The sequence below is a fragment of the Spirosoma taeanense genome, from assembly GCF_013127955.1.
GTDB lineage: Bacteria > Bacteroidota > Bacteroidia > Cytophagales > Spirosomataceae > Spirosoma > Spirosoma taeanense.
The window spans coordinates 1,760,118-1,779,335 of sequence record NZ_CP053435.1; the positions used below are offsets into that span (position 1 = coordinate 1,760,118).

Consider the following 19,218-nt stretch of genomic DNA (forward strand, 5'->3'; position numbering starts at 1 on the left):
CTATTCGTGGCTACTTACGATCTGATTATTGTCGGCGCGGGCGCGCTGGGCTCGTTTCATGCCTATCAGGCGGCCAAAGCTGGCCAGCGCGTCTTACTGCTGGAAAAAGACCGCTACCCCGTAGGGGCGACGGTACGTAATTTCGGGCAGGTCGTGCCATCCGGGCTGGCCGGGCGATGGTTCGATTACGGTCGCCGTAGCCTGGAGATTTACCGTACCATCCAGCGCGAAACTGACCTGACCGTGCGCGAAAACGGAACGGTCTATCTCGCGTCGGATGCGGACGAGTGGACGCTGGCAAATGAACTGCATGACCGCTACGAGCGGATAGGCTATCCCAGCGAGTTGCTGAGCAAAGCGCAGTGTCTGGCTAACTATCCGGGGCTGCAACCGGATTACGTTATGGGCGGGCTGTTCTTTCCGGGCGAAATGAGCGTAGAGCCGGAGCAGATGATTCACCGGCTGATCGCGTTCATTCAGCGTAGATACGGCGTCGATTACCGGCCCGGCTCCCTCGTAATTGACTGCCAGTCGAATTATAGCGGAGCCATCGTGACGCTGGCCAACCGGCAGCGGTTTCAGGCCGGGCGGGTGCTGATCTGCGGGGGGCATGAGGTGCGGCTGTTGTTCCCGGAGGTACTGGCCGAGGCCGAACTGGTGGTCAGTAAACTGCAGATGCTGCTGGCTGAGCCGGTGCCGGGGCTGATCCTACCGGGGAATATCCTGACGGGGCTAACCATTCGGCGGTACGAAGCCTTTCAGGAGTGTCCGTCCTACGCCCGACTGAAAACGCCCGAGCATCTGGCTGAACTCAAAAAATGGGGGATTCATATTCTGTTCAAGCAGGCGACGGATGGCTCAATCATCGTGGGCGACTCGCACGAATACGCCGATGCGACGCAGGCCGAAGACCTGGGCTATCACACGCAGGATTTTATCAACGACCTGATGCTGACCGAAGCCCGGCGGATTGTGCAGTTTCCGCTGACGATTCGTAAAACCTGGGCGGGGTTTTATAGCCAGACAACCGCCGAAATCTTCGAGCACGACATCGACGAGAACATCCGGATCGTAACGGGTATCGGCGGCAAAGGCATGAGCTCGGGCGCGGGGTATGCCGAAGACAGCATACGGCATTGGCTTGGGGTATCTGCATAGAAGCCCGCGCGCGATACGTGCAAAATAACCCGGACTTCCAGATTAAGCGAGCATGAACTTTCTGGAGATTTCGTTCACAAATGATTGACAATCAGTCAACAGTGGCGTAATAGTGCGATTGTACTTTTGCAGGAACACCCAACTAAGGCTAACCTGTAAATGTATGAAAGAACTATCTTTACGTTTATCCCTGCCCCCATCCGCACGCCTGCACCAGCGGGCGCGTCTGCTGGTCGGTATTGTTACGCTGACGTTTCTATCCGCGCTGTTGTCGGCGGTGGCCGCTCAGGCTCAGTCAGTGAGCGGTCGCGTTGTATCGGCCGATGACCAGCAGCCACTGCCGGGCGTATCGATTGTGGTGAAGGGCACCAGCACCGGTACAACGAGCCGCGCCGATGGTACCTATAGTCTGAACGCGGTGAGTCCGCAGGCCACGCTGACGTTTTCGTTCATTGGCTACGAAACGCAGGAAATCACCGTTGGTAACCGCAGCACGATCGACATCAATCTGACAGGCAGTCCCAAAGCCCTGAATGAAGTCGTCGTAACGGCTTTTGGCATCAAGAAAGACATACGTCAGACGGGCGTCGCCATTCAAACCCTCGACGGAGCCAGCGTTATCAAAGCCCGCGAGCCCAACCCAATCAACTCGCTGGTGGGTAAGGTGGCGGGCCTGACCATCGGACCGAGCGCCGAACTGCTGCGCCGACCCAACATTGTTCTTCGTGGGAATACCGACGTGCTGTTTGTGGTCGATGGGGTTCCGGTCAATTCTGATACCTGGAACATCAGCCCCGACGATATTGAAACTTATTCGGTCCTGAAAGGAGCCTCGGCTTCGGCGCTCTATGGGTTCCGGGGTAAGAACGGCGCCATCCTGATCACGACCAAGCGGGGTACAAAAGACAAGCGGGGCTTCTCGGTCGACGTCAACACAAGCCAGATGTTCGACAATGGGTTTCTGGCTATTCCTAAACTGCAAAATGAATACGGGCCCGGCGACCACGGGGTTTATGCTTTTGCCGATGGGCGCGGGGGCGGCTATAACGACGGCGACTACGATATCTGGGGGCCACGCTTTGAAGGGCAGCTGATTCCGCAGTACGACAGCCCGATTATGCCTGGACAGACCTTCACGACCACCTTCCCGAACCCGGCCGTGAAACCGTTCGTCAGTAACCGCCAGCCGACACCGTACGTAGCCCGGGGTGCCAATAACCTGTCGCGCTTTATTCAGACGGGTATTCTCTCGACCAATAATGTAGCCGTTTCCTCGTCGGGCGAGAAGTACGACCTGCGCTTTTCGCTCTCGCATACGTATCAGAAAGGGCTGGTGCCGAACACCAAGCTCAACAGCACGACCTTCAAGATTTCGTCGGGCTACAACTTCACGGATCGGTTGCGGTTTGCGGCCGACATCCAGGTGAACCGGCAGTACACCCCGAATATTCCGGACATTAATTATGGGCCCAACTCGCTGATTTATAACGTAGGTATCTGGGGCGGAGCCGACTGGGATGTCGATGAGCTGAAAAACTACTGGCAGCCGGGTAAGGAAGGTATCCAGCAGATTTACGCCGAATACCAGCGTTATAATAACCCCTGGTTTGTGTCGAAAGAGTGGCTACGGGGGCACTATAAAACCGATATTATTGGCCAGACGTCGCTGAACTATAACCTGGCGCCGGGCCTCGACGCAACCCTGCGGACGCAGGTTTCGACCTGGAATCTGCTGCGGACCGAGAAAATGCCCTATTCGGCAACCGCCTATGGCCGGGAGGAAGCCCGCGGAGATTACCGCGAAGACCGCCGGAACCTGATCGATAACAACACCGATCTGCTGATTAAATTCAACCGGCAGGTTGTACCCGCCCTGACCGTCAACGCCATTGCTGGTGGGAACCTGCGGCTGTACAACTACAACTCGAACTTTACCTCGACCAACTACCTGAACGTACCCGGCGTGTACACCTTCGCCAACTCGGCCAATCCGCTCATTGCGTCCAGCTATTCGGCCAATATGCGGGTGCTGTCGGCTTACTATTCCGCCGATTTTACTCTGCGCGACCGCGTGACGCTCTCGACGACGGGGCGGATGGATAAGCTGTCTACCTTGCCCAGGGGCAACAATACCTTCTTTTATCCCTCGGTGGCCCTGAGCACGGTCGTGTCAGATTACGTAAAGCTGCCCGATGCTATTTCATTCCTGAAGCTACGGGCTTCGTTTGCCAACGTAAAAGACGCGCTGACCCAGGCCACAATCGGAATTCCGCAGTTTCCGCTGGGCTATGGCGAGCAGTATATGTCGGCCTATGACGGTCCGACTTACCAGAACTCGGCGGTTTACAGCACTCCGCTGACCTACAACAACCAGCCGTCGGCCTACTACACCAATACGCTGAACAACCCTAACATTAAACCGAACTCGACCTCGCAGGTTGAAGCCGGTCTGGATATGCGTTTCCTGAGCAACCGGCTCACGTTTGATGCCGCCTACTACATCAGCAACGATGGACCGCGCATCTTCAACCTGCCGATTTCTGAAACAACGGGCTATGCATCCCTGCTCGTGAACGGCATCAAAACCCAGAAAAAAGGCGTTGAACTTTCGCTGACGGGAAAGGCCCTGCGTAGTGCCAGCGGACTGAACTGGGACGTCCTGGTGAACTGGTCTACCTATACCGAACGGTATAAGGAGTTTTATCCGGGCGTATCATCGCTGAACACGTTCTTTAAAGTGGGCGACCGCGTTGACAAGTACTACACCAATACGTTCGTGTACACGCCCGATGGGCAGATCATCAATGATGCCGGTGGCCGCCCGATCATTGGGCCCGTCGCTCAGTTTGTGGGGTATATCAATCCGGACTGGGTATGGGGCGTCAACAACCGCTTCAGCTATAAAGCCCTTACGTTCAGCTTCCAGTTCGACGGGCGCGTGGGGGGTGTTATTTCCGACTATGTGCAGCAGAAGACCTACGCTGGTGGCCGGATCATCAATACCGTGCAGGGCGTTATGGGCGAAGCTCGTCGGCAGGATGTTCTGGGCGTGAAGTCCTACGTTGGCGAAGGCGTCCAGATTTCAAACAACGGGAAGATCAACTACGATGCCGATGGCAACGTAACGAACTACGGCGAGCTGCAATTTGCGCCCAACACCACCAAAGCGTTTCTGCAGGACTATATCGCCCGGCGGTATGGTTTCGACGGCGGCAACCTCATCAGCCGCAGCTTTGCCAAACTCCGCGAAGTGGTGATCGGCTACAGCCTGCCCGCCCCCCTGCTGAACCGGATCGGGGTTAAACAGGCGTCGATCTCGTTTGTGGGCCGTAACCTGCTCTATTTTGCCGAGAAGAAAGACATTGACATCGACCAGTTCACCAACGGTGGCCGTTCGGACCTGCAAACGCCAACTACCCGCCGGTACGGGATTAACCTGAATCTGACCTTCTAATTCAGGGGCAATACTGCCCCGGCTCATAAATGACTTTAGCCATGAACATTTATAAACTGATAATACCGACGCTTGCCCTCGTCCTGCTGCTGACGGGCTGTGAGAAGTCGTTCGACGAACTCGAAAAAGACCCCAACCGCCCGGTCAATGCGCCCGCGTCGCTGGTGCTGCGGGGTATCCTGAACGATATGTACGATGCCAGCAACAGCCCGTCGGGCTTTGCGGGCGTAACCTATTCGCCCTGGGGTGCCGAGCAGCGCTACAACCAGTTTTACGCCAGTAACTACAACTATTACGCCACTAACGAATACGCCTGGACGACGACCTCGCTGAACTACTACACCCTCAAGGACATTCTCCGGATGGAAGCGGAGGCTAAGCGGGCCGGAGCCGCCGATGTGAATCCCTATTCGGCGCTGGGTAAGTTTCTGCGGGCTTTTTTCTACGAGAACATGACCCGACGGGTAGGTGATGTGCCGCTTTCGGAAGCGCTGCAGGGACAGGCCGACCTGACGCCGAAATACGATGACCAGAAAACCGTTTATCTGCAGATTCTGAAGTGGCTTGATGAAGCTAATACCGACCTGACCACCATCATTGCCCGGGGAGACAACACGCTGGCGGGAGATTTTTATCTGAACAATGACCTGCGGAAGTGGCAGAAAGTGGTGAACACCTTTAAACTGCGCGTGCTGATCAGTCTAAGTCGGAAAGAAGCTGATCCGGATCTGAACATTAAGCAGAAGTTTGCCGAAGTGGTAGCTAACCCGGCTAAATATCCTGTGATGGCCGACATGAGCGATAACCTGCAGTTTATCTACAACAACGTAACCAAGTACCCGCGCAGCCAGGACACTTTTGGGCAGAATGCCACGCGGGAGAACATGGCCAAGACGTTCGTGGATGCACTGGTCGAACGCCGGGATCCGCGTATTTTTGTGGTGGCCGAGCCGGCAGCCGCCAGGCTGAAAGCTGGTCTCAAGCCAACCGATTTTGGAGCATTCGTTGGCGCCAGCTCCGGCGAAGACCTGCAGGATATGGCAACGAAGGCGCTCCAGGGCGAATATTCGTTTCAGAACCGGAAGCGTTACTACACCACCTATGCCGGCGAACCCGTATTTATCATTGGCTATCCGGAGCTGATGTTTAACATGGCCGAAGGGATCAACCGGGGGTGGGCAAGCGGGAATGCCGCCGACTTTTACCAGAAAGGAATCGCAGCGTCGATGAATTTTTATGGTCTGAAAGACGGCGACAATACCGTAACGTTTTCGCACGATGGCGGCATCGCCAGCTTCGATACCTATACCATCAACTTCAGCCTGAGCGATTACCTCGCTCAGCCGATTGTGAAGTACGCGGGCAACACGACGGAAGGCCTGAACCAGATCCTGACGCAGAAATACCTGGCTTTTTTCCAGAACTCCGGTCTGGAAGCTTTCTTTAACCAGCGCCGGACGGGCGTGCCAACGTTCCTGACGGGCGTGGGAACGGGTAACAGCGGCCAGATACCTAAGCGGTGGCGGTACCCGAACAACGAGCGGACGACGAACGGCGAGAACCTGAATGTGGCCCTGGCCGCGCAGTACGGTGGCGTCGACGATATCAACGCCACCATGTGGCTGCTGAAATAAATCTGACTTAAAAGGTAGCTGGTGCGAAATCAAACCCTTTGCACCAGCTACCTGCAATTACTATAATCGCTTCATGAACCGCAGAACCCTTCTCAAAACGGCCGGCCTGCTGCCCATCGCTGCCGCGCCCGGCCTGATTACGTCTCCTGCCTTGGCCCGTAAACTGCTGACCCGCTTTGCCTATATCGGCGATACACACATCACGGCGCAGCTTAAGCCTATGGAAGCCATTGCCCGGTGTCTGCATCATGCCCAGGATCAGGCCGACAAGCCGACGTTTATGCTGCATGGGGGCGACGTGATAATGGACGCGCTGGCGCAGGACCGCGACAAGGTAACGAAGCAGTGGACCGCGTGGCATGAGGTGGTAAAAGCCGACAACTCTCTGCCCGTTGAGTACTGCATCGGCAATCATGACGTATGGGGCTACGAGAACGCCAAAAATGATCCGCTTTACGGCAAAAAATGGGCCGTTGACCAGATGCAGATCAGCGGTCGCTACCGGAGCTTCGATCGGAATGGCTGGCATTTTATTATGCTCGATAGTGTTCAGCCGACCCCCGAGGGCAAGTGGTACACGGGCCATATCGATCCCGAACAGATGGCCTGGCTGAAGCAGGATCTGGCGGTAACGGACTCTAAAACGCCGGTTCTGGTTCTGTCGCATATTCCGATCGTATCGGCAACGGTCTTCTATGATAAAGCCAACGTAAAGAACGGCAACTGGCAGATTCCGGGCAGCTGGAACCATACCGACGCCGTTGATCTGATCGGCCTGTTCTACCAGTATCCCAATGTGCGGGCCTGCCTCAGCGGGCATATGCACCTGCTGGATCGGGTAGAATACAACGGGGTAACGTATTTCTGCAACGGAGCCGTGAGTGGCAACTGGTGGAATGGGGATACCTACCACGAAACCAAAGCGGGTTACGCGCTCTTTGACCTCTACGACGACGGCAGCATCGAACGGACGTATCTGCCCTATGCGTAACTTGGCGGGTAAACCGCCGATGAGTGTAGGGGCTATTCCTTACGTTGCGTTTAGCTTGTCTGTCTATGGAAACCATTGCCCAACTTTTTGCCCAAAGCGGCCAGGACGCTTATTTCGGGGAGCCTGTTACGCAGCTTGAACACGCGCTGCAGTGCGCCCAACTGGCCGAACAGGCCGGAACGGATGCCGACACCGTCGTAGCGGCTTTCCTGCACGACATTGGTCACCTGCTGCCCGCCGAAACCGCCGATGGCTACATGGATGGCTACGGTACGATTGACCACGAACGGCTGGGAGCCGACTGCCTGCGGAAACTGGGCTTTTCGGAAAAGGTCGCGCAGTTGATCGAGAACCATGTAAACGCCAAACGGTACCTGGTTTTTAAGAACCCGGATTACTTCGCCCGCCTGTCGGAAGCCAGTCTGAAAACGCTGGTCTTTCAGGGAGGGCCAATGACGACCGACGAAGCCGCTGCGTTTGAACGTAACCCGTATTTTCGCGAAATTCTTCAGGTGCGGGGCTGGGATGAACAGGCCAAAATACCGGGTCTACCCACGCAGGGCGTGGACTACTACCTTGATTTATGCCGTCGGCAACGCAATTGATATGAGCAACTCCTTCTACTTTTTTTTCCTCCTGCTTACCCTTCCCGCCTTCGCTCAGAAGACGTACACAACGCTGCAGGTGCCCGGTCGTGCGGAGTTCTGCAGCATTGACCCGGCTGGTAAATCGGTATTACCCAGCGGACGCTACGTTAGTCCGGCGGGTAATACGATCCGCGTGACCAACGATCCATTCGGGATGGCACTCGCACCCAACGGTCAGCGCGCCGTTTTGCTGCACGACGGCGTTCTGACGGTGATGGACCTGACAAAGGCCCCGAAGGCCATCCGCGTGCCTGACTATGCCGGTACGATCCCCCCTGTGCTGAAAGGCGGTTCATTTCTGGGCGTTGCCTTTGCACCCGACAACCGCACGGCCTACCTCAGCAATGGCGACAAAGGGCGCGTGCTGGTTTTTGATACCGATGCACTTCGACTGGTGGACAGCATTAGCCTGGATGGCAACGGCTACGAAGACAGCTTTACGTCGGACCTGCTGCTGAACGGCAATGAACTGCTGGTACTCGACCGGGCCAATTTCCGGCTCGTCCGGATTGACCGGGCCACCCAGCGCATTACGGCCTCAATTCCAACCGGACGGCAGCCGTTCGGGCTGGCTCTCAGCCCCGACCGGAAGCTTGCTTTTGTGGCGAACGTGGGTCTGTATGTGTATCCGAAAGTGCCGGGCGTAACCAGAACCAACAAAGACACGATGGCCCTGAAATTTCCACCCTACGCGGCTCATACGAAAGAGTCGGCCGAGGGAGTTGAAGCCGAAGGGCGACGGATTCCGGGACTGGGCAGTCCGCTGGCCGACGAGGCCATGAGCGTCTGGACAGTAGACCTGGCAACGAATAAGGTTGTTAATCGCTTCAAGACCGGCGTGCAGATTGGTGAGATGATTGAGGAGGCCGAAGTGGTTGGCGGGGCCTCGCCCAACTCAGTGGCCGTGGGGGGGCGCTATGCCTACGTCTCCAACGCAACCAACGATAACCTCTCGGTGATTGATTACCGAACCCGCAAACTGGCAGGCACAATTTCGCTCCGTATCGACCCAAAGCTGGACCGCTACCGGGGCCTGATGCCGTTCGGACTGACGCTGACCGCCGACCAGAAAACGATTTACGTCGCCCTGCTGGCGCTCAACGCCGTTGCCGTCGTGGATGTTCCGACCCGTCGGGTCCGGGGCCTGATTCCTACGGGTTGGGGACCAACGCGCGTGGCGCTTTCTCCCGACGAAAAAACGCTTTACGTTACGTCTGCCCGGGGCTACGGTGCCGGGCCGAACGGTGGGCAGAGTTTCGTGAAACCCCCGCAGGGAACATACATCGGCGACATTCAGCTCGGCACGTTTCAGGCCATCCCGGTGCCCACACTGGTTCAACTGGCGGTTTATACAAAGCAGGTGCTGGCCAACACCTATCAGACCGTTGCGCTCACCGACAACGGCCGGAATCCGCTGCCGGTGCTGCCTAAAACGCGGCTGTCGCCAATCAAACACATTGTATATATCACCAAGGAAAACCGCACCTACGATGAAGTGCTGGGGCAACTGGCAACCGGCCGGGGCGATTCGACGCTGGCGCGGTTCGGGACGGGCGTAACGGTGCGGAGCCGGATTGCGACCAGCCGGGGCACCAGCGGCCGGACGAATGACCAGCCCGGCGATACGGTACGGATTACAGCCGCCGACATTTCGCCCAACCACGTTCACATTGCCCGCCAGTTTGCCTTCTCCGATAATTTCTACTGCGATTCGGATGCCAGTATCCACGGACACCACTGGATGATGGGTACTATCCCGAACGAGTGGGTAGAGGCCAATGCTGCGTCGGAAGGGCGATTCGACGCCTTTTCGAAAGCGCCCGGCCGGCGGTTTCCGAAAACGACCGGTGCCATCGACCCCGAAGATTACAACGAAATTGGCGGGCTGTGGGAAGCCCTGGAGCGAAACCGGGTTTCGTTTTTCAACTTCGGCGAGGCCAACGAGTATGCCGGGTCGGTGGAGGAGTGGACTACCACGCAGTTCGGTGCTGCGCAGTCGGTGGTGTTTCCGATGCCCAAGGCCGTCTATCCGCACACTTCGCGCAATTATGCGGGCTACAACACGAACATCCCCGACCAGTACCGGATGGAGCAGTTTGAACAGGAGTTCACGGCAAAATGGCTTAACGGTAAACAGACTATGCCGCAGCTCGTTACGGTCATGATTCCGAACGATCATGGCGCCAGCCCGCGTCCGGATTTCGGTTACCCGTATCTGCACTCCTACATGGCCGATAACGACCTGGCGCTGGGCCGGATTCTGCACTTTCTGTCGCGCACCAAATACTGGAAGAACATGCTCGTGGTTGTTACCGAAGATGACCCGCAGGGGGGCGTTGATCACATTGATGCGCACCGCTCGCTGCTGATGCTGGCCGGGCCGTATGTCAAACGCGGGTACGTGTCGCATACGCACGCCAACTTTGGCTCCATCCTCAAAGTGATCTACAACATCCTGGGCGTTGGCTACGTGAACCAGTACGATCTGACGGCCTCGCTGCTGCAGGATTTCTTTACCGACAAACCCGACTTCCGGCCGTACGATGTCGTCCTGCCTGATGGGCGTATTTTCGATCCGCAGCAGGCGATGAAACCCTACAAAAAGCCATTCGACTGGCGTAAAATCCAGAAAGGCCCGGAGATGGACGACCGCGCTGACCAGCGGGCCGAGCATTACCGGCAGCAGAACGAAGGCAACTAAACGCCGGGTAACCTCTGTACGGGAACCCTTTATCTTTCCAACTTTTCATCGGATGGTTCAACTCTATACGTTCCTGCTGTGTCTGTTTGTTAGCTCTGGGTATGCCCAAACGCTTACCGGTCTGGTAAAGGATAACCGCACCAACCGGCCACTGGCGGGGGTAACGGTGCAGCTTCTAACGACAACGAAGGGAACGCAGACGGATGCGCAGGGGCGTTTTTTGTTTCAATCGTTACCCGAAGGAAGTTACCGGCTCAGCCTGAGTTCCGTAGGGTATCGTACCCACGAGCAGCGCGTAACGTTGACCGGGGAGCCATCCGGCGAGGTGATAATTACCCTGGAGCCCGCCGTTCTTCAACTGAATGAGCAGATGGTTACCACGGCCCAGCGGAGCGAGACTCCGGATTTTGTCCGGCCGGAAATAACGACGGTCCTCACCAGCCGCGACCTTCGGCAGCGCTCGCCCAGAACCGTGCCCGAAGCGTTGTTCGGAGCGACGGGCGTCTGGCTGCAGAAGACGACCCATGGCGGAGGCTCGCCGTTTGTACGCGGCCTGACGGGTCAGCAGACGCTCCTGCTGGTGGATGGTATCCGGCTTAACAACGCGACGTTCCGCTCGGGGCCGAACCAGTACCTGAACACCATCGACCCGCAGAGCGTCGGGCAGATAGAGGTCGTGCGCAGCAGCGGCTCGGTAGCCTACGGCTCTGATGCCATCGGGGGCGTGGTGAATGTCTTCACGAAGACCCCGCAGTTCAGGGATCAGCGCGGCTTTTCGGGCAGCGTTTTTGTGAAAGCGGCTACGCAGGGTATGGAGGCCACCGGTCGTGCTGAGCTGGACTATCAGTCGCCTGGCGTAGCCGTGCTGGGCGCCATCGCTTACCGCAAATTTGGTGATCTGGTGGCGGGGCAGGGAATCGGCCGTCAGGCACCCACGGGTTATAACCAGCTTTCGGGCGATGTGAAGGCCCGCTTCCGGTTGTCGGACCGGTACCGGCTGACCGTCGCCTATCAGGATCTCAACCAGGACAGCGTACCTGTTTACTACCGTGTCAAACTGGAAAATTACGCCTATTACCAGTTTAACCCGCAACGGCGGCAACTGGGTTACGCGCGTCTGGAAGGATTTTTTAACCGGCGGTTTCTGCATACTGTGGAACTGACAACCTCCTGGCAGCGCCAGACCGAAGGGCGGCAGAGCCAGCGAAACGGCAACCCAACGGCCGTTTATGAGCGCGACGAAACTACCACCACGGGGCTTACGCTGCTGGCCCGTGCGAGTCCGGCCCGCAACTGGCAGATGCAGAATGGAGTGGAATGGTATTTCGACCGGGTGCGCAGCGGGCGCGAGGATTTCAATACACAAACCGGCATCGGAACGCTCAAACGGGGACTTTATCCCGACCGGGCGACCATGAGCAGTCTGGGCGTGTTCTCGCTGCATACAGTTACGGTAAAGCGGCTCACCCTGACGGCGGGTGGCCGCTACAACGCTTTCCGGATTGTTACCCCGGAAGCTACGCTGGGTCAGGCCAGCATCCGGCCGTCGGCACTGGTAGGTAACCTCGGGGCTTCGCTGGCGCTGCTGTCGACTGTTCGGCTGGTGGGCTCGGTGCAGTCGGCGTTCCGCGCCCCGAACGTCGATGACCTGGGTACCCTCGGGATTGTGGATTTTCGGTATGAAGTCCCGAACCCGGCGCTGCAGCCTGAGCGGTCATTTAACAAAGAGGCAGGCGTAAAAATCCGTACCCAACGATTTTCGGCTCAGGTGCTGGCGTATCATAACCACCTGAGCAACTTTATCAGCCGGGTTCGGGCCGGCCGGGATTCCATTCAGGGGTACCCGGTTTATCTGAAGCAGAACAGCGCGGAGTCGTTCATTCGGGGGCTGGAAGCCGAAGCCGAGTATGAACTGGTCGCCAACTGGCTTGCCTACGCGGGCATGACCTACACCTACGGTCAGAACGTGTCGGCGAACGAACCCTTCCGGCGGATTCCACCCCTGAACGGCCGTGTGGGACTGACCTATCAGTCGGCAGGCTGGTGGGCGCGGGCTGAACTGCTGTACGCCGGGGCACAAACCCGGCTGGCCAGGGGCGATCAGGACGACAACCGCATTGCAAAAGGGGGCACGCCTGCCTGGCAGGTCATCAACCTCAACGGCGGCTACCGCTGGCGTGGGCTAACCATTAGCGCCGAACTTCAGAACCTGACCAACGAAGCGTATCGCACGCACGGCTCAGGACTGGACGGCGTTGGACGGAGTGCGTGGCTGTCGGTGTTGGTCGGTTTCTAGAAAATCGCTTTATTGAAAGCCGATGGCCACCCGTGGTGCATGCCGGACTATGTGGCAGTTCTGAATGACGCCCGGTGGCAACCGACAACCTGAAGCAGACTCATGACAAAATCGTTTCTTCGCCACCCCACCGTTTTTATGCTTTTTGGCGCAACGGCTGCCTTTTGTACGTATGCCTGCATGTACGCGTTCCGGAAAGGGATCACTGCCGTTACATTCGAAGGGCTGGCGTTTGCGGGCATCAGTTACAAAATATGGCTCATTACGGCGCAGGTACTGGGCTACGCGGCTTCCAAACGAATTGGTGTCAAGGTGGTGTCGGAGATGTCGCCGGGACGCCGGGCGGCCAATATCCTGCTGTTTATCGGCTGCGCTGAACTGGCACTGCTGGGATTCGCGCTCGTTCCTGCTCCTTACAACATTATTTTCCTGTTTCTGAACGGCCTGCCGCTGGGTATGGTGTACGGGATTATGCTCGGCTTTCTGGAAGGTCGCCGACAAACCGATGCATTAGTGGCGGGACTGACCGCTTCGTTTATTTTTGCGTCGGGCTTTGTTAAAACGGTCGCTCTGACCATCCGGGCCGATTGGGGGGTGTCGGAGTTCTGGCTGCCGTTCGTGACGGGACTGCTGTTTGTGCCGCCCCTGCTGCTGGCCGTGTATGCCCTGACGCTGCTGCCCCCGCCCACGGCCGAGGACCGTGCCCTGCGCACCGAACGACGACCCATGGATGCCAACGAGCGCCGGGCGTTTGTGCGCAACTTCGGGCCGGGGCTGGTACTGCTCATTGCGTCTTACGTGCTGCTGTCGGCCTTCCGGGATTTTCGAGACAACTTCGGCCCCGAGATCCTGCGCGATGCCGGGGTGGAAAATGCCGGGATTTTTGCCCGCACCGAAACGCTGGTAGCCGTTGGGGTCTTGATTGTTATGGCCCTGCTGCAGCGCGTAACGAATAACTTCCGGGCCTTCATGCTGCTGAACGGGATCATGCTGGCGGGCGGGCTGCTGGTGGGCGTCAGTACCTGGGCGTACTCAACGGGACTACTGAGTCCGGGCACCTGGTTTCTGCTGACGGGGCTGGGGCTGTATATGGGCTATGTACCCTGCAACGGGCTGTACTTCGAGCGGCTGGTTGCTGCCTTCCGTTACGTCAGCACCGTCGGCTTCATCGTAACGCTGGCGGACTGGTATGGCTACCTGGGCAGCGTGGCCGTGCTGCTATACAAAAACTTCGGACAGGCGTCCATCAGTTTCCGCGAGTTCTTTGTAAACGGAGCTTACATCCTGTCGGTGGTATACGGTGTGCTGGTCATCCTTTCGTTTCTCTATTTCCGGCAACGATACCGCCAGGAGCCGGTTGTCGCGGAGCCAGTGGCTTGATTGCTACCGGCTGGTTACATTCTGCGTAAAGAAAAAGCTATCTTGGGTCACCAATCCGGTTCTTATGAACGTGTTTTTTCTGTGGGCTGCTCTGTTTGCTGGCAGCGGAATTGCCCAGTCTGTATCGGCCCAGTCGAGTAAGAGCACCACCGATGCCGTTGCGCGCTATGACGCCTACGTGCAGCAGGCCGTGCGCGACTGGCGGGTGCCGGGCCTGACCGTAACGGTAGTCAAAGACGGTCGCGTGCTGCTCAAAAAAGGCTACGGTGTCCGCGAACTGGGTAAGCCCGACCCTGTGAATACCCAGACGCTTTTCGCAATTGCATCAACCACCAAAGCCATGACGGCGGCTTGCCTGGGCATGCTGGTGGACGAAGGTAAACTCCATTGGGACGATCCCGTCAGCAATTACCTGCCCGATTTTCAGCTCTACGACGCGGCCGTTACGCGGGAACTGCGGGTGCGGGATCTGCTGATTCATAATACAGGAGTGGGAAACGCAGATTTCCTCTGGACGACCCTTCAGCTAACACCCGACGAAATTCTGCGCCGGATGCGGCTGATCAGGCCCGTCTACTCGCTTCGGGCCGGGTTCATCTATCAGAATATCATGTACCTGGCTGCCGGTAAGGTAATTGAAAAGGCAGCCGGTATGCCGTGGGAGACGTTTGTCCGGCGACGCATATTCGAGCCGCTTGGCATGCGCCGGACCCGGGCGCTTTTTCGGGAGGTTACCGACGAAAACCGGGCGAAACCACATGTCATCAGCAACGATACGCTCCGGATCGTTGGTAGCCGGGCGGAGGAAGCATCGGTGGATGCGATTGGGCCGGCCGGGTCGGTCTGGTCGTGCGCCGATGATCTGGCGATCTGGATGCAGTGCATGCTCGATACAGCGCGTGTGGTGGGTGGTAAACCCCTGCTCAAACCCGCCACCTGGGCCGAGTTGTTCCGGCCGCAGACCCTCGTTCCGGCCAGCCAGTTTTACCCCACGCAGCAGCTGACGCAGCCAAGCTGGACAACCTATGGCCTGGGCTGGTTTCAGCAGGACTACCGGGGCCATCGGGTTAACTTTCATACAGGCAGTCTGACGGGCATGATCGCCCTGCATGGTCAGTTGCCGGATCAGAAACTGGCTGTGTATGTGCAGGGAAATCTCGACCATGCCGAACTGCGCCACGCGCTGATGTTCCGCGCCTTTGACGACTTTGCGCTGGGCAGTAGCCGCGACTGGAGCGCGGAGTTTCGAAAACTTTATGACGACCTGCACCAGAGCGCCAGAATGACCGATCAGAGAACCAGTAACCTGCGGGTGGCTGATGCGAAACCATCGTTGCCGCTAACTGCCTATACCGGCACTTATACGGATCCGCTCTACGGCCGGGTCGACGTCACGCTGCAGGATAGTACACTGCAAATTTCTATCAATAACGTTCTCACCGGGAAACTGACGCACTGGCATTTCAACACGTTTCGGCTGGTGTATGATCAGTTCTGGAACGGGCACGATTCCGTTGGCTTCTCACTCAATGCCGAGGGCAGTCTGGTCCGGCTGAGCTGGGCCGGAGCCGAGTTTACCCGTACGCCCGAAGCAGGTACGAAGGGCGTAGCCGAGCGATAATTTCTGCCGTTAACGCCGGCCAAATCAGGTCCTGTTGAGCCGTTGGCTAACGCGCTGCTATTAATTCTATTAAATTCATGTATTAGTCAGACTAAAATTCAAACAGTTGGCTGAAACGCGCCGTTACCCGACTGAATAACACAACAATAACACAACGTTTAACTCAACTAAAACACGTTATGAGGAAAGGAACAATTGCTCTGGGACTGCTGATGGCATTTTCGGCGACGGGCGTTTCGTTTGCACAGCAAAACAGTGCGATGACCAATTCGGGTACCGCGATGACGGTAGGCCGGGAAAGTAAGGCAGAATTCGATCGAATGAATCAGAAAGGAGCTGCTATGGTGGCCGCTATTCAGCCGACGAGTGCCAAATTGTCGAGCGCCGATCAGGCCCTGATGATGGAAGTAGCGAAGGGTGGCATGATGCAACTGGAGGTCAGCAAGATTGCGGTTCAAAAAGCGAGCAATGAAGAGGTACGCCAGTTAGCGCAGGCCGAAGTAGAAGAACAGACCGGACTGTCGGCCAAACTGAAAGAGATTGCCGATGCGAAGGGTGTTACGCTGCCCAGTGCGCCGGATGCTGAGACGCAGACGAAGCTAACCCAGATGCAGGGAATGTCGGGTGCCGAATTCGACCGGACATATGTTAGCGAAAGTGGCGTAAAAGGCCATGAGAAACTCGATATGGTGATGAGCAAAGTGCGGTCAAACGCGTCGGACAGCAACCTGAAAAACATCGAAAAGGCGGCTCATCCGCTGGTGAAAGCCCACCTGAAGGTGTCGCGGGAGATCATGAATAAAATGTCGGGTAACGGTATGTCGGGATCGCGCTAAGCCGTCAATCAGGCCAGTGGGCTGAAGTAAAGCCCGGTTTTCGAGTTCCTGAAGCGGGCAGATGACGTCGTGTCATCTGCCCGCTTTTTGTTGGTTAGCTTCCATTAAATTCAGGTTTCATTTTTGTATATTTGACGGATAAACCTGAATGAGATAACGAGTGAAACGACGTAGTGCTCTTCTAAATCTGGCCGGAGCCGTTGGCGGCCTAATCAGCCTGCCGGCCTGGGCCAGCGGCTGGACATCCGAAACGGTCCGTCCCCTCAACCCGTTTTTGTCGCGCAGTCAGGACGAGCTGCTGGCCGATCTGGCCGAAACCATTATCCCGGCAACCGACACGCCCGGCGCCAAAGCCCTGAACGTTCATCAGTTTATTCAGAAAGTTGTGGCCGACTGCTACGACAAACCATCTGCCGAAACCTTCCGGAAAGGACTGGCCGCTGTCGACGAACTGGCGCAGAAGTCATTCGGGAAGCCGTTCAGTCAGGGCGACACTACCCAGCGCATCGGCGTTCTGAACCAGCTCGCGCAGTCGACGGATGCGGACCAGAAAAACTTCTACTCGATGGTGAAGGGGTTAACGATTCGGGGCTACATGAGCTCGGAATACGTCATGACCAACCTGACTCATTATGAGATGATACCCGGCCGCTACCACGGCTGCGTTCCGGTTCCGGCCAAACCCATTTCCCAAACAAAATAATTGTCATTGGTTGTCAGCTGCAATGAATGACTACGCAATGACTTTTCAATAGCATGGCATATCTGAATATTGACGCTCAGGCTCAGAATACCTACGACGCCATCGTGATTGGCTCGGGCATTAGTGGCGGCTGGGCCGCTAAAGAATTAACCGGCAAAGGCTTACGTACGCTTGTCCTGGAGCGGGGCCGCGATGTCCGGCACGTAACCGATTACCCCACCACGATGATGCAGCCTTGGGAATTTGAACACCGGGGGCAGCTGAACCGGGAGGTTCGCGAACAGAATCCCATCATCAGCAAGTGCTACGCTTTCTACGAAGGAACCGAGCAGTTTTTCGTCAAGGACGCCGAGCATCCCTACGTACAGGAAAAGCCCTTTGACTGGATTCGGGGATATCAGGTGGGCGGAAAGTCGCTGCTGTGGGCTCGGCAAACGCAGCGGTGGAGTGATTTCGACTTCACCGGACCTGCCCGCGATGGCTTCGCCGTCGACTGGCCAATTCGTTACGCCGATCTGGCTCCCTGGTACAGCTACGTAGAGCGGTTTGCCGGTATTACCGGCAACAAAGACGGCCTGGATACGCTGCCCGACGGGGAGTTCCTGCCTCCGCACGAGTGGAACTGCGTTGAAAGTCATTTCCAGAAGCAGGTGGCGGCCCGTTACAAAGACCGGCATGTGATCATGGGTCGTGCGGCTCACATCACGCAGCCTCAGCCCATTCATCTTCAGCAGGGCCGGGCGCAGTGCCAGCACCGGACGATCTGCGAACGCGGCTGCCCGTTTGGCGGCTACTTCAGCAGCAACTCCTCGACGCTGCCCTGGGCCGCAAAAACGGGTAAGATGACGTTACGTCCGCATTCGGTGGTGCACTCGATCATTTACGACGAGAAGCTGGGCCGGGCAACGGGTGTGCGGGTCATTGATGCCCAGACGAAGCAGATGCAGGAGTTTTATGCCCGCATCATTTTCCTGAATGCAGCCGCGCTGAACTCCAACCTTGTCCTGCTCAACTCGACCTCAACCCGGTTCCCGAATGGTCTCGGTAACGACAGCGGGGTGCTGGGTAAATACGTAGCGTTCCACAATTACCGGGCGGGTGTTTCGGCGCAGTACGACGGCAACCTCGACACCACGACCGAAGGCCGGCGGCCCAACAGTCCCTACATTCCGCGTTTCCGGAATGTGTATAAGCAGGAAACCGACTTCCTGCGGGGCTATGCCGCCGGTTTCTCGGCCGGACGTATTTCGCGTTCCAACCAGGATGGCTTGGGCGCTGATCTGAAAGAAAGTCTGCTGAACCCAACGCTGGGCGGCTGGTATGTTGGCTCGCACATGATGGGCGAGACAATCCCGAAAGAATCAAATTTTGTCGCACTCGATTCGTCGCAGAAAGATCCATTCGGCATCCCGCAACTGAAAATCTCCATTGCCTACGACGATAATGACGAGAAGATGGTGAAGGATTACCAGGAGCAGATGACCGAAATGTTTACGGCGGCCGGCTTCACCAATATCCGCGTTCGCGACGACAAGCGTAATCCGGGTCTGGACATCCACGAAATGGGCGGTGCCCGCATGGGTAAAGACCCCAAAACGTCGGTGCTGAACAAGTGGAACCAGCTTCATGCGGTAAAGAATGTTTTCGTGACCGACGGCGCCAGCATGACCTCGACGTCAACGCAGAACCCATCGCTGACGTATATGGCTATGACGGCCCGGGCCGCCGATTATGCCGTGAAGGGTCTGAAAAAAGGCCTGGTGTAACCAGCGCTGGTTAACCGCTACTAACTGCAAA

12 protein-coding genes are annotated in these 19,218 nt (G+C 57.1%); all 12 read left to right on the forward strand.

Annotated features, from left to right (window positions below; genetic code table 11):
* Positions 1–6 precede the first annotated feature (6 nt).
* The 12 genes from HNV11_RS07475 to HNV11_RS07530 all read left to right on the forward strand — a co-directional run bounded on the left by HNV11_RS07475 (position 7) and on the right by HNV11_RS07530 (position 19,187).
* A complete protein-coding gene (locus tag HNV11_RS07475; protein ID WP_171739079.1) occupies positions 7–1,158 on the forward strand; it encodes a TIGR03364 family FAD-dependent oxidoreductase in 1,152 nt (383 codons plus the stop codon).
* Between the two features lie 163 nt (positions 1,159–1,321).
* A complete protein-coding gene (locus tag HNV11_RS07480) occupies positions 1,322–4,612 on the forward strand; it encodes a SusC/RagA family TonB-linked outer membrane protein (protein WP_171739080.1) in 3,291 nt (1,096 codons plus the stop codon).
* A gap of 41 nt (positions 4,613–4,653) precedes the next feature.
* Entirely contained in the window at positions 4,654–6,246 is a 1,593-nt protein-coding gene (locus HNV11_RS07485; protein ID WP_171739081.1) for a SusD/RagB family nutrient-binding outer membrane lipoprotein, read from the forward strand.
* Positions 6,247–6,319: 73 nt separating this feature from the next.
* Positions 6,320–7,237, forward strand: a complete 918-nt coding sequence (locus HNV11_RS07490; RefSeq protein ID WP_171739082.1) for a metallophosphoesterase family protein — start codon at positions 6,320–6,322, stop codon at positions 7,235–7,237.
* Positions 7,238–7,302: 65 nt separating this feature from the next.
* Positions 7,303–7,842 (forward strand): HD domain-containing protein, encoded by a 540-nt coding sequence (locus HNV11_RS07495; RefSeq protein ID WP_171739083.1) that lies wholly within the window; start codon positions 7,303–7,305, stop codon positions 7,840–7,842.
* A gap of 1 nt (position 7,843) precedes the next feature.
* The gene (locus HNV11_RS07500; RefSeq protein WP_171739084.1) at positions 7,844–10,585 is read left to right on the forward strand and encodes a phosphoesterase; all 2,742 of its coding nucleotides are present in this window, start codon (positions 7,844–7,846) and stop codon (positions 10,583–10,585) included.
* 52 nt (positions 10,586–10,637) lie between these two features.
* Positions 10,638–12,881, forward strand: a complete 2,244-nt coding sequence (locus tag HNV11_RS07505) for a TonB-dependent receptor (protein WP_171739085.1) — start codon at positions 10,638–10,640, stop codon at positions 12,879–12,881.
* 102 nt (positions 12,882–12,983) lie between these two features.
* Positions 12,984–14,261 (forward strand): DUF5690 family protein, encoded by a 1,278-nt coding sequence (locus HNV11_RS07510; RefSeq protein WP_171739086.1) that lies wholly within the window; start codon positions 12,984–12,986, stop codon positions 14,259–14,261.
* Between the two features lie 64 nt (positions 14,262–14,325).
* Entirely contained in the window at positions 14,326–15,882 is a 1,557-nt protein-coding gene (locus HNV11_RS07515) for a serine hydrolase (protein ID WP_171739087.1), read from the forward strand.
* Positions 15,883–16,061: 179 nt separating this feature from the next.
* The gene (locus HNV11_RS07520) at positions 16,062–16,718 is read left to right on the forward strand and encodes a DUF4142 domain-containing protein (RefSeq protein ID WP_171739088.1); all 657 of its coding nucleotides are present in this window, start codon (positions 16,062–16,064) and stop codon (positions 16,716–16,718) included.
* Between the two features lie 187 nt (positions 16,719–16,905).
* Positions 16,906–17,421 carry a gluconate 2-dehydrogenase subunit 3 family protein gene (locus HNV11_RS07525; RefSeq protein ID WP_171742095.1) on the forward strand — a complete coding sequence of 172 codons (516 nt, stop codon included), beginning with the start codon at positions 16,906–16,908 and terminating at the stop codon, positions 17,419–17,421.
* A gap of 53 nt (positions 17,422–17,474) precedes the next feature.
* The gene (locus tag HNV11_RS07530) at positions 17,475–19,187 is read left to right on the forward strand and encodes a GMC oxidoreductase (protein WP_171739089.1); all 1,713 of its coding nucleotides are present in this window, start codon (positions 17,475–17,477) and stop codon (positions 19,185–19,187) included.
* The last annotated feature ends 31 nt before the right edge of the window (positions 19,188–19,218 follow it).

Bases quoted from the DNA above. Each gene is read 5' to 3' on its own strand.
- HNV11_RS07480 (WP_171739080.1), top strand. From the start codon at position 1,322: ATGAAAGAACTATCTTTACGTTTATCCCTGCCCCCATCCGCACGCCTG.
- HNV11_RS07485 (WP_171739081.1), top strand. From the start codon at position 4,654: ATGAACATTTATAAACTGATAATACCGACGCTTGCCCTCGTCCTGCTG.
- HNV11_RS07490 (WP_171739082.1), top strand. From the start codon at position 6,320: ATGAACCGCAGAACCCTTCTCAAAACGGCCGGCCTGCTGCCCATCGCT.
- HNV11_RS07495 (WP_171739083.1), top strand. From the start codon at position 7,303: ATGGAAACCATTGCCCAACTTTTTGCCCAAAGCGGCCAGGACGCTTAT.
- HNV11_RS07500 (WP_171739084.1), top strand. From the start codon at position 7,844: ATGAGCAACTCCTTCTACTTTTTTTTCCTCCTGCTTACCCTTCCCGCC.
- HNV11_RS07505 (WP_171739085.1), top strand. From the start codon at position 10,638: ATGGTTCAACTCTATACGTTCCTGCTGTGTCTGTTTGTTAGCTCTGGG.
- HNV11_RS07510 (WP_171739086.1), top strand. From the start codon at position 12,984: ATGACAAAATCGTTTCTTCGCCACCCCACCGTTTTTATGCTTTTTGGC.
- HNV11_RS07515 (WP_171739087.1), top strand. From the start codon at position 14,326: ATGAACGTGTTTTTTCTGTGGGCTGCTCTGTTTGCTGGCAGCGGAATT.
- HNV11_RS07520 (WP_171739088.1), top strand. From the start codon at position 16,062: ATGAGGAAAGGAACAATTGCTCTGGGACTGCTGATGGCATTTTCGGCG.
- HNV11_RS07530 (WP_171739089.1), top strand. From the start codon at position 17,475: ATGGCATATCTGAATATTGACGCTCAGGCTCAGAATACCTACGACGCC.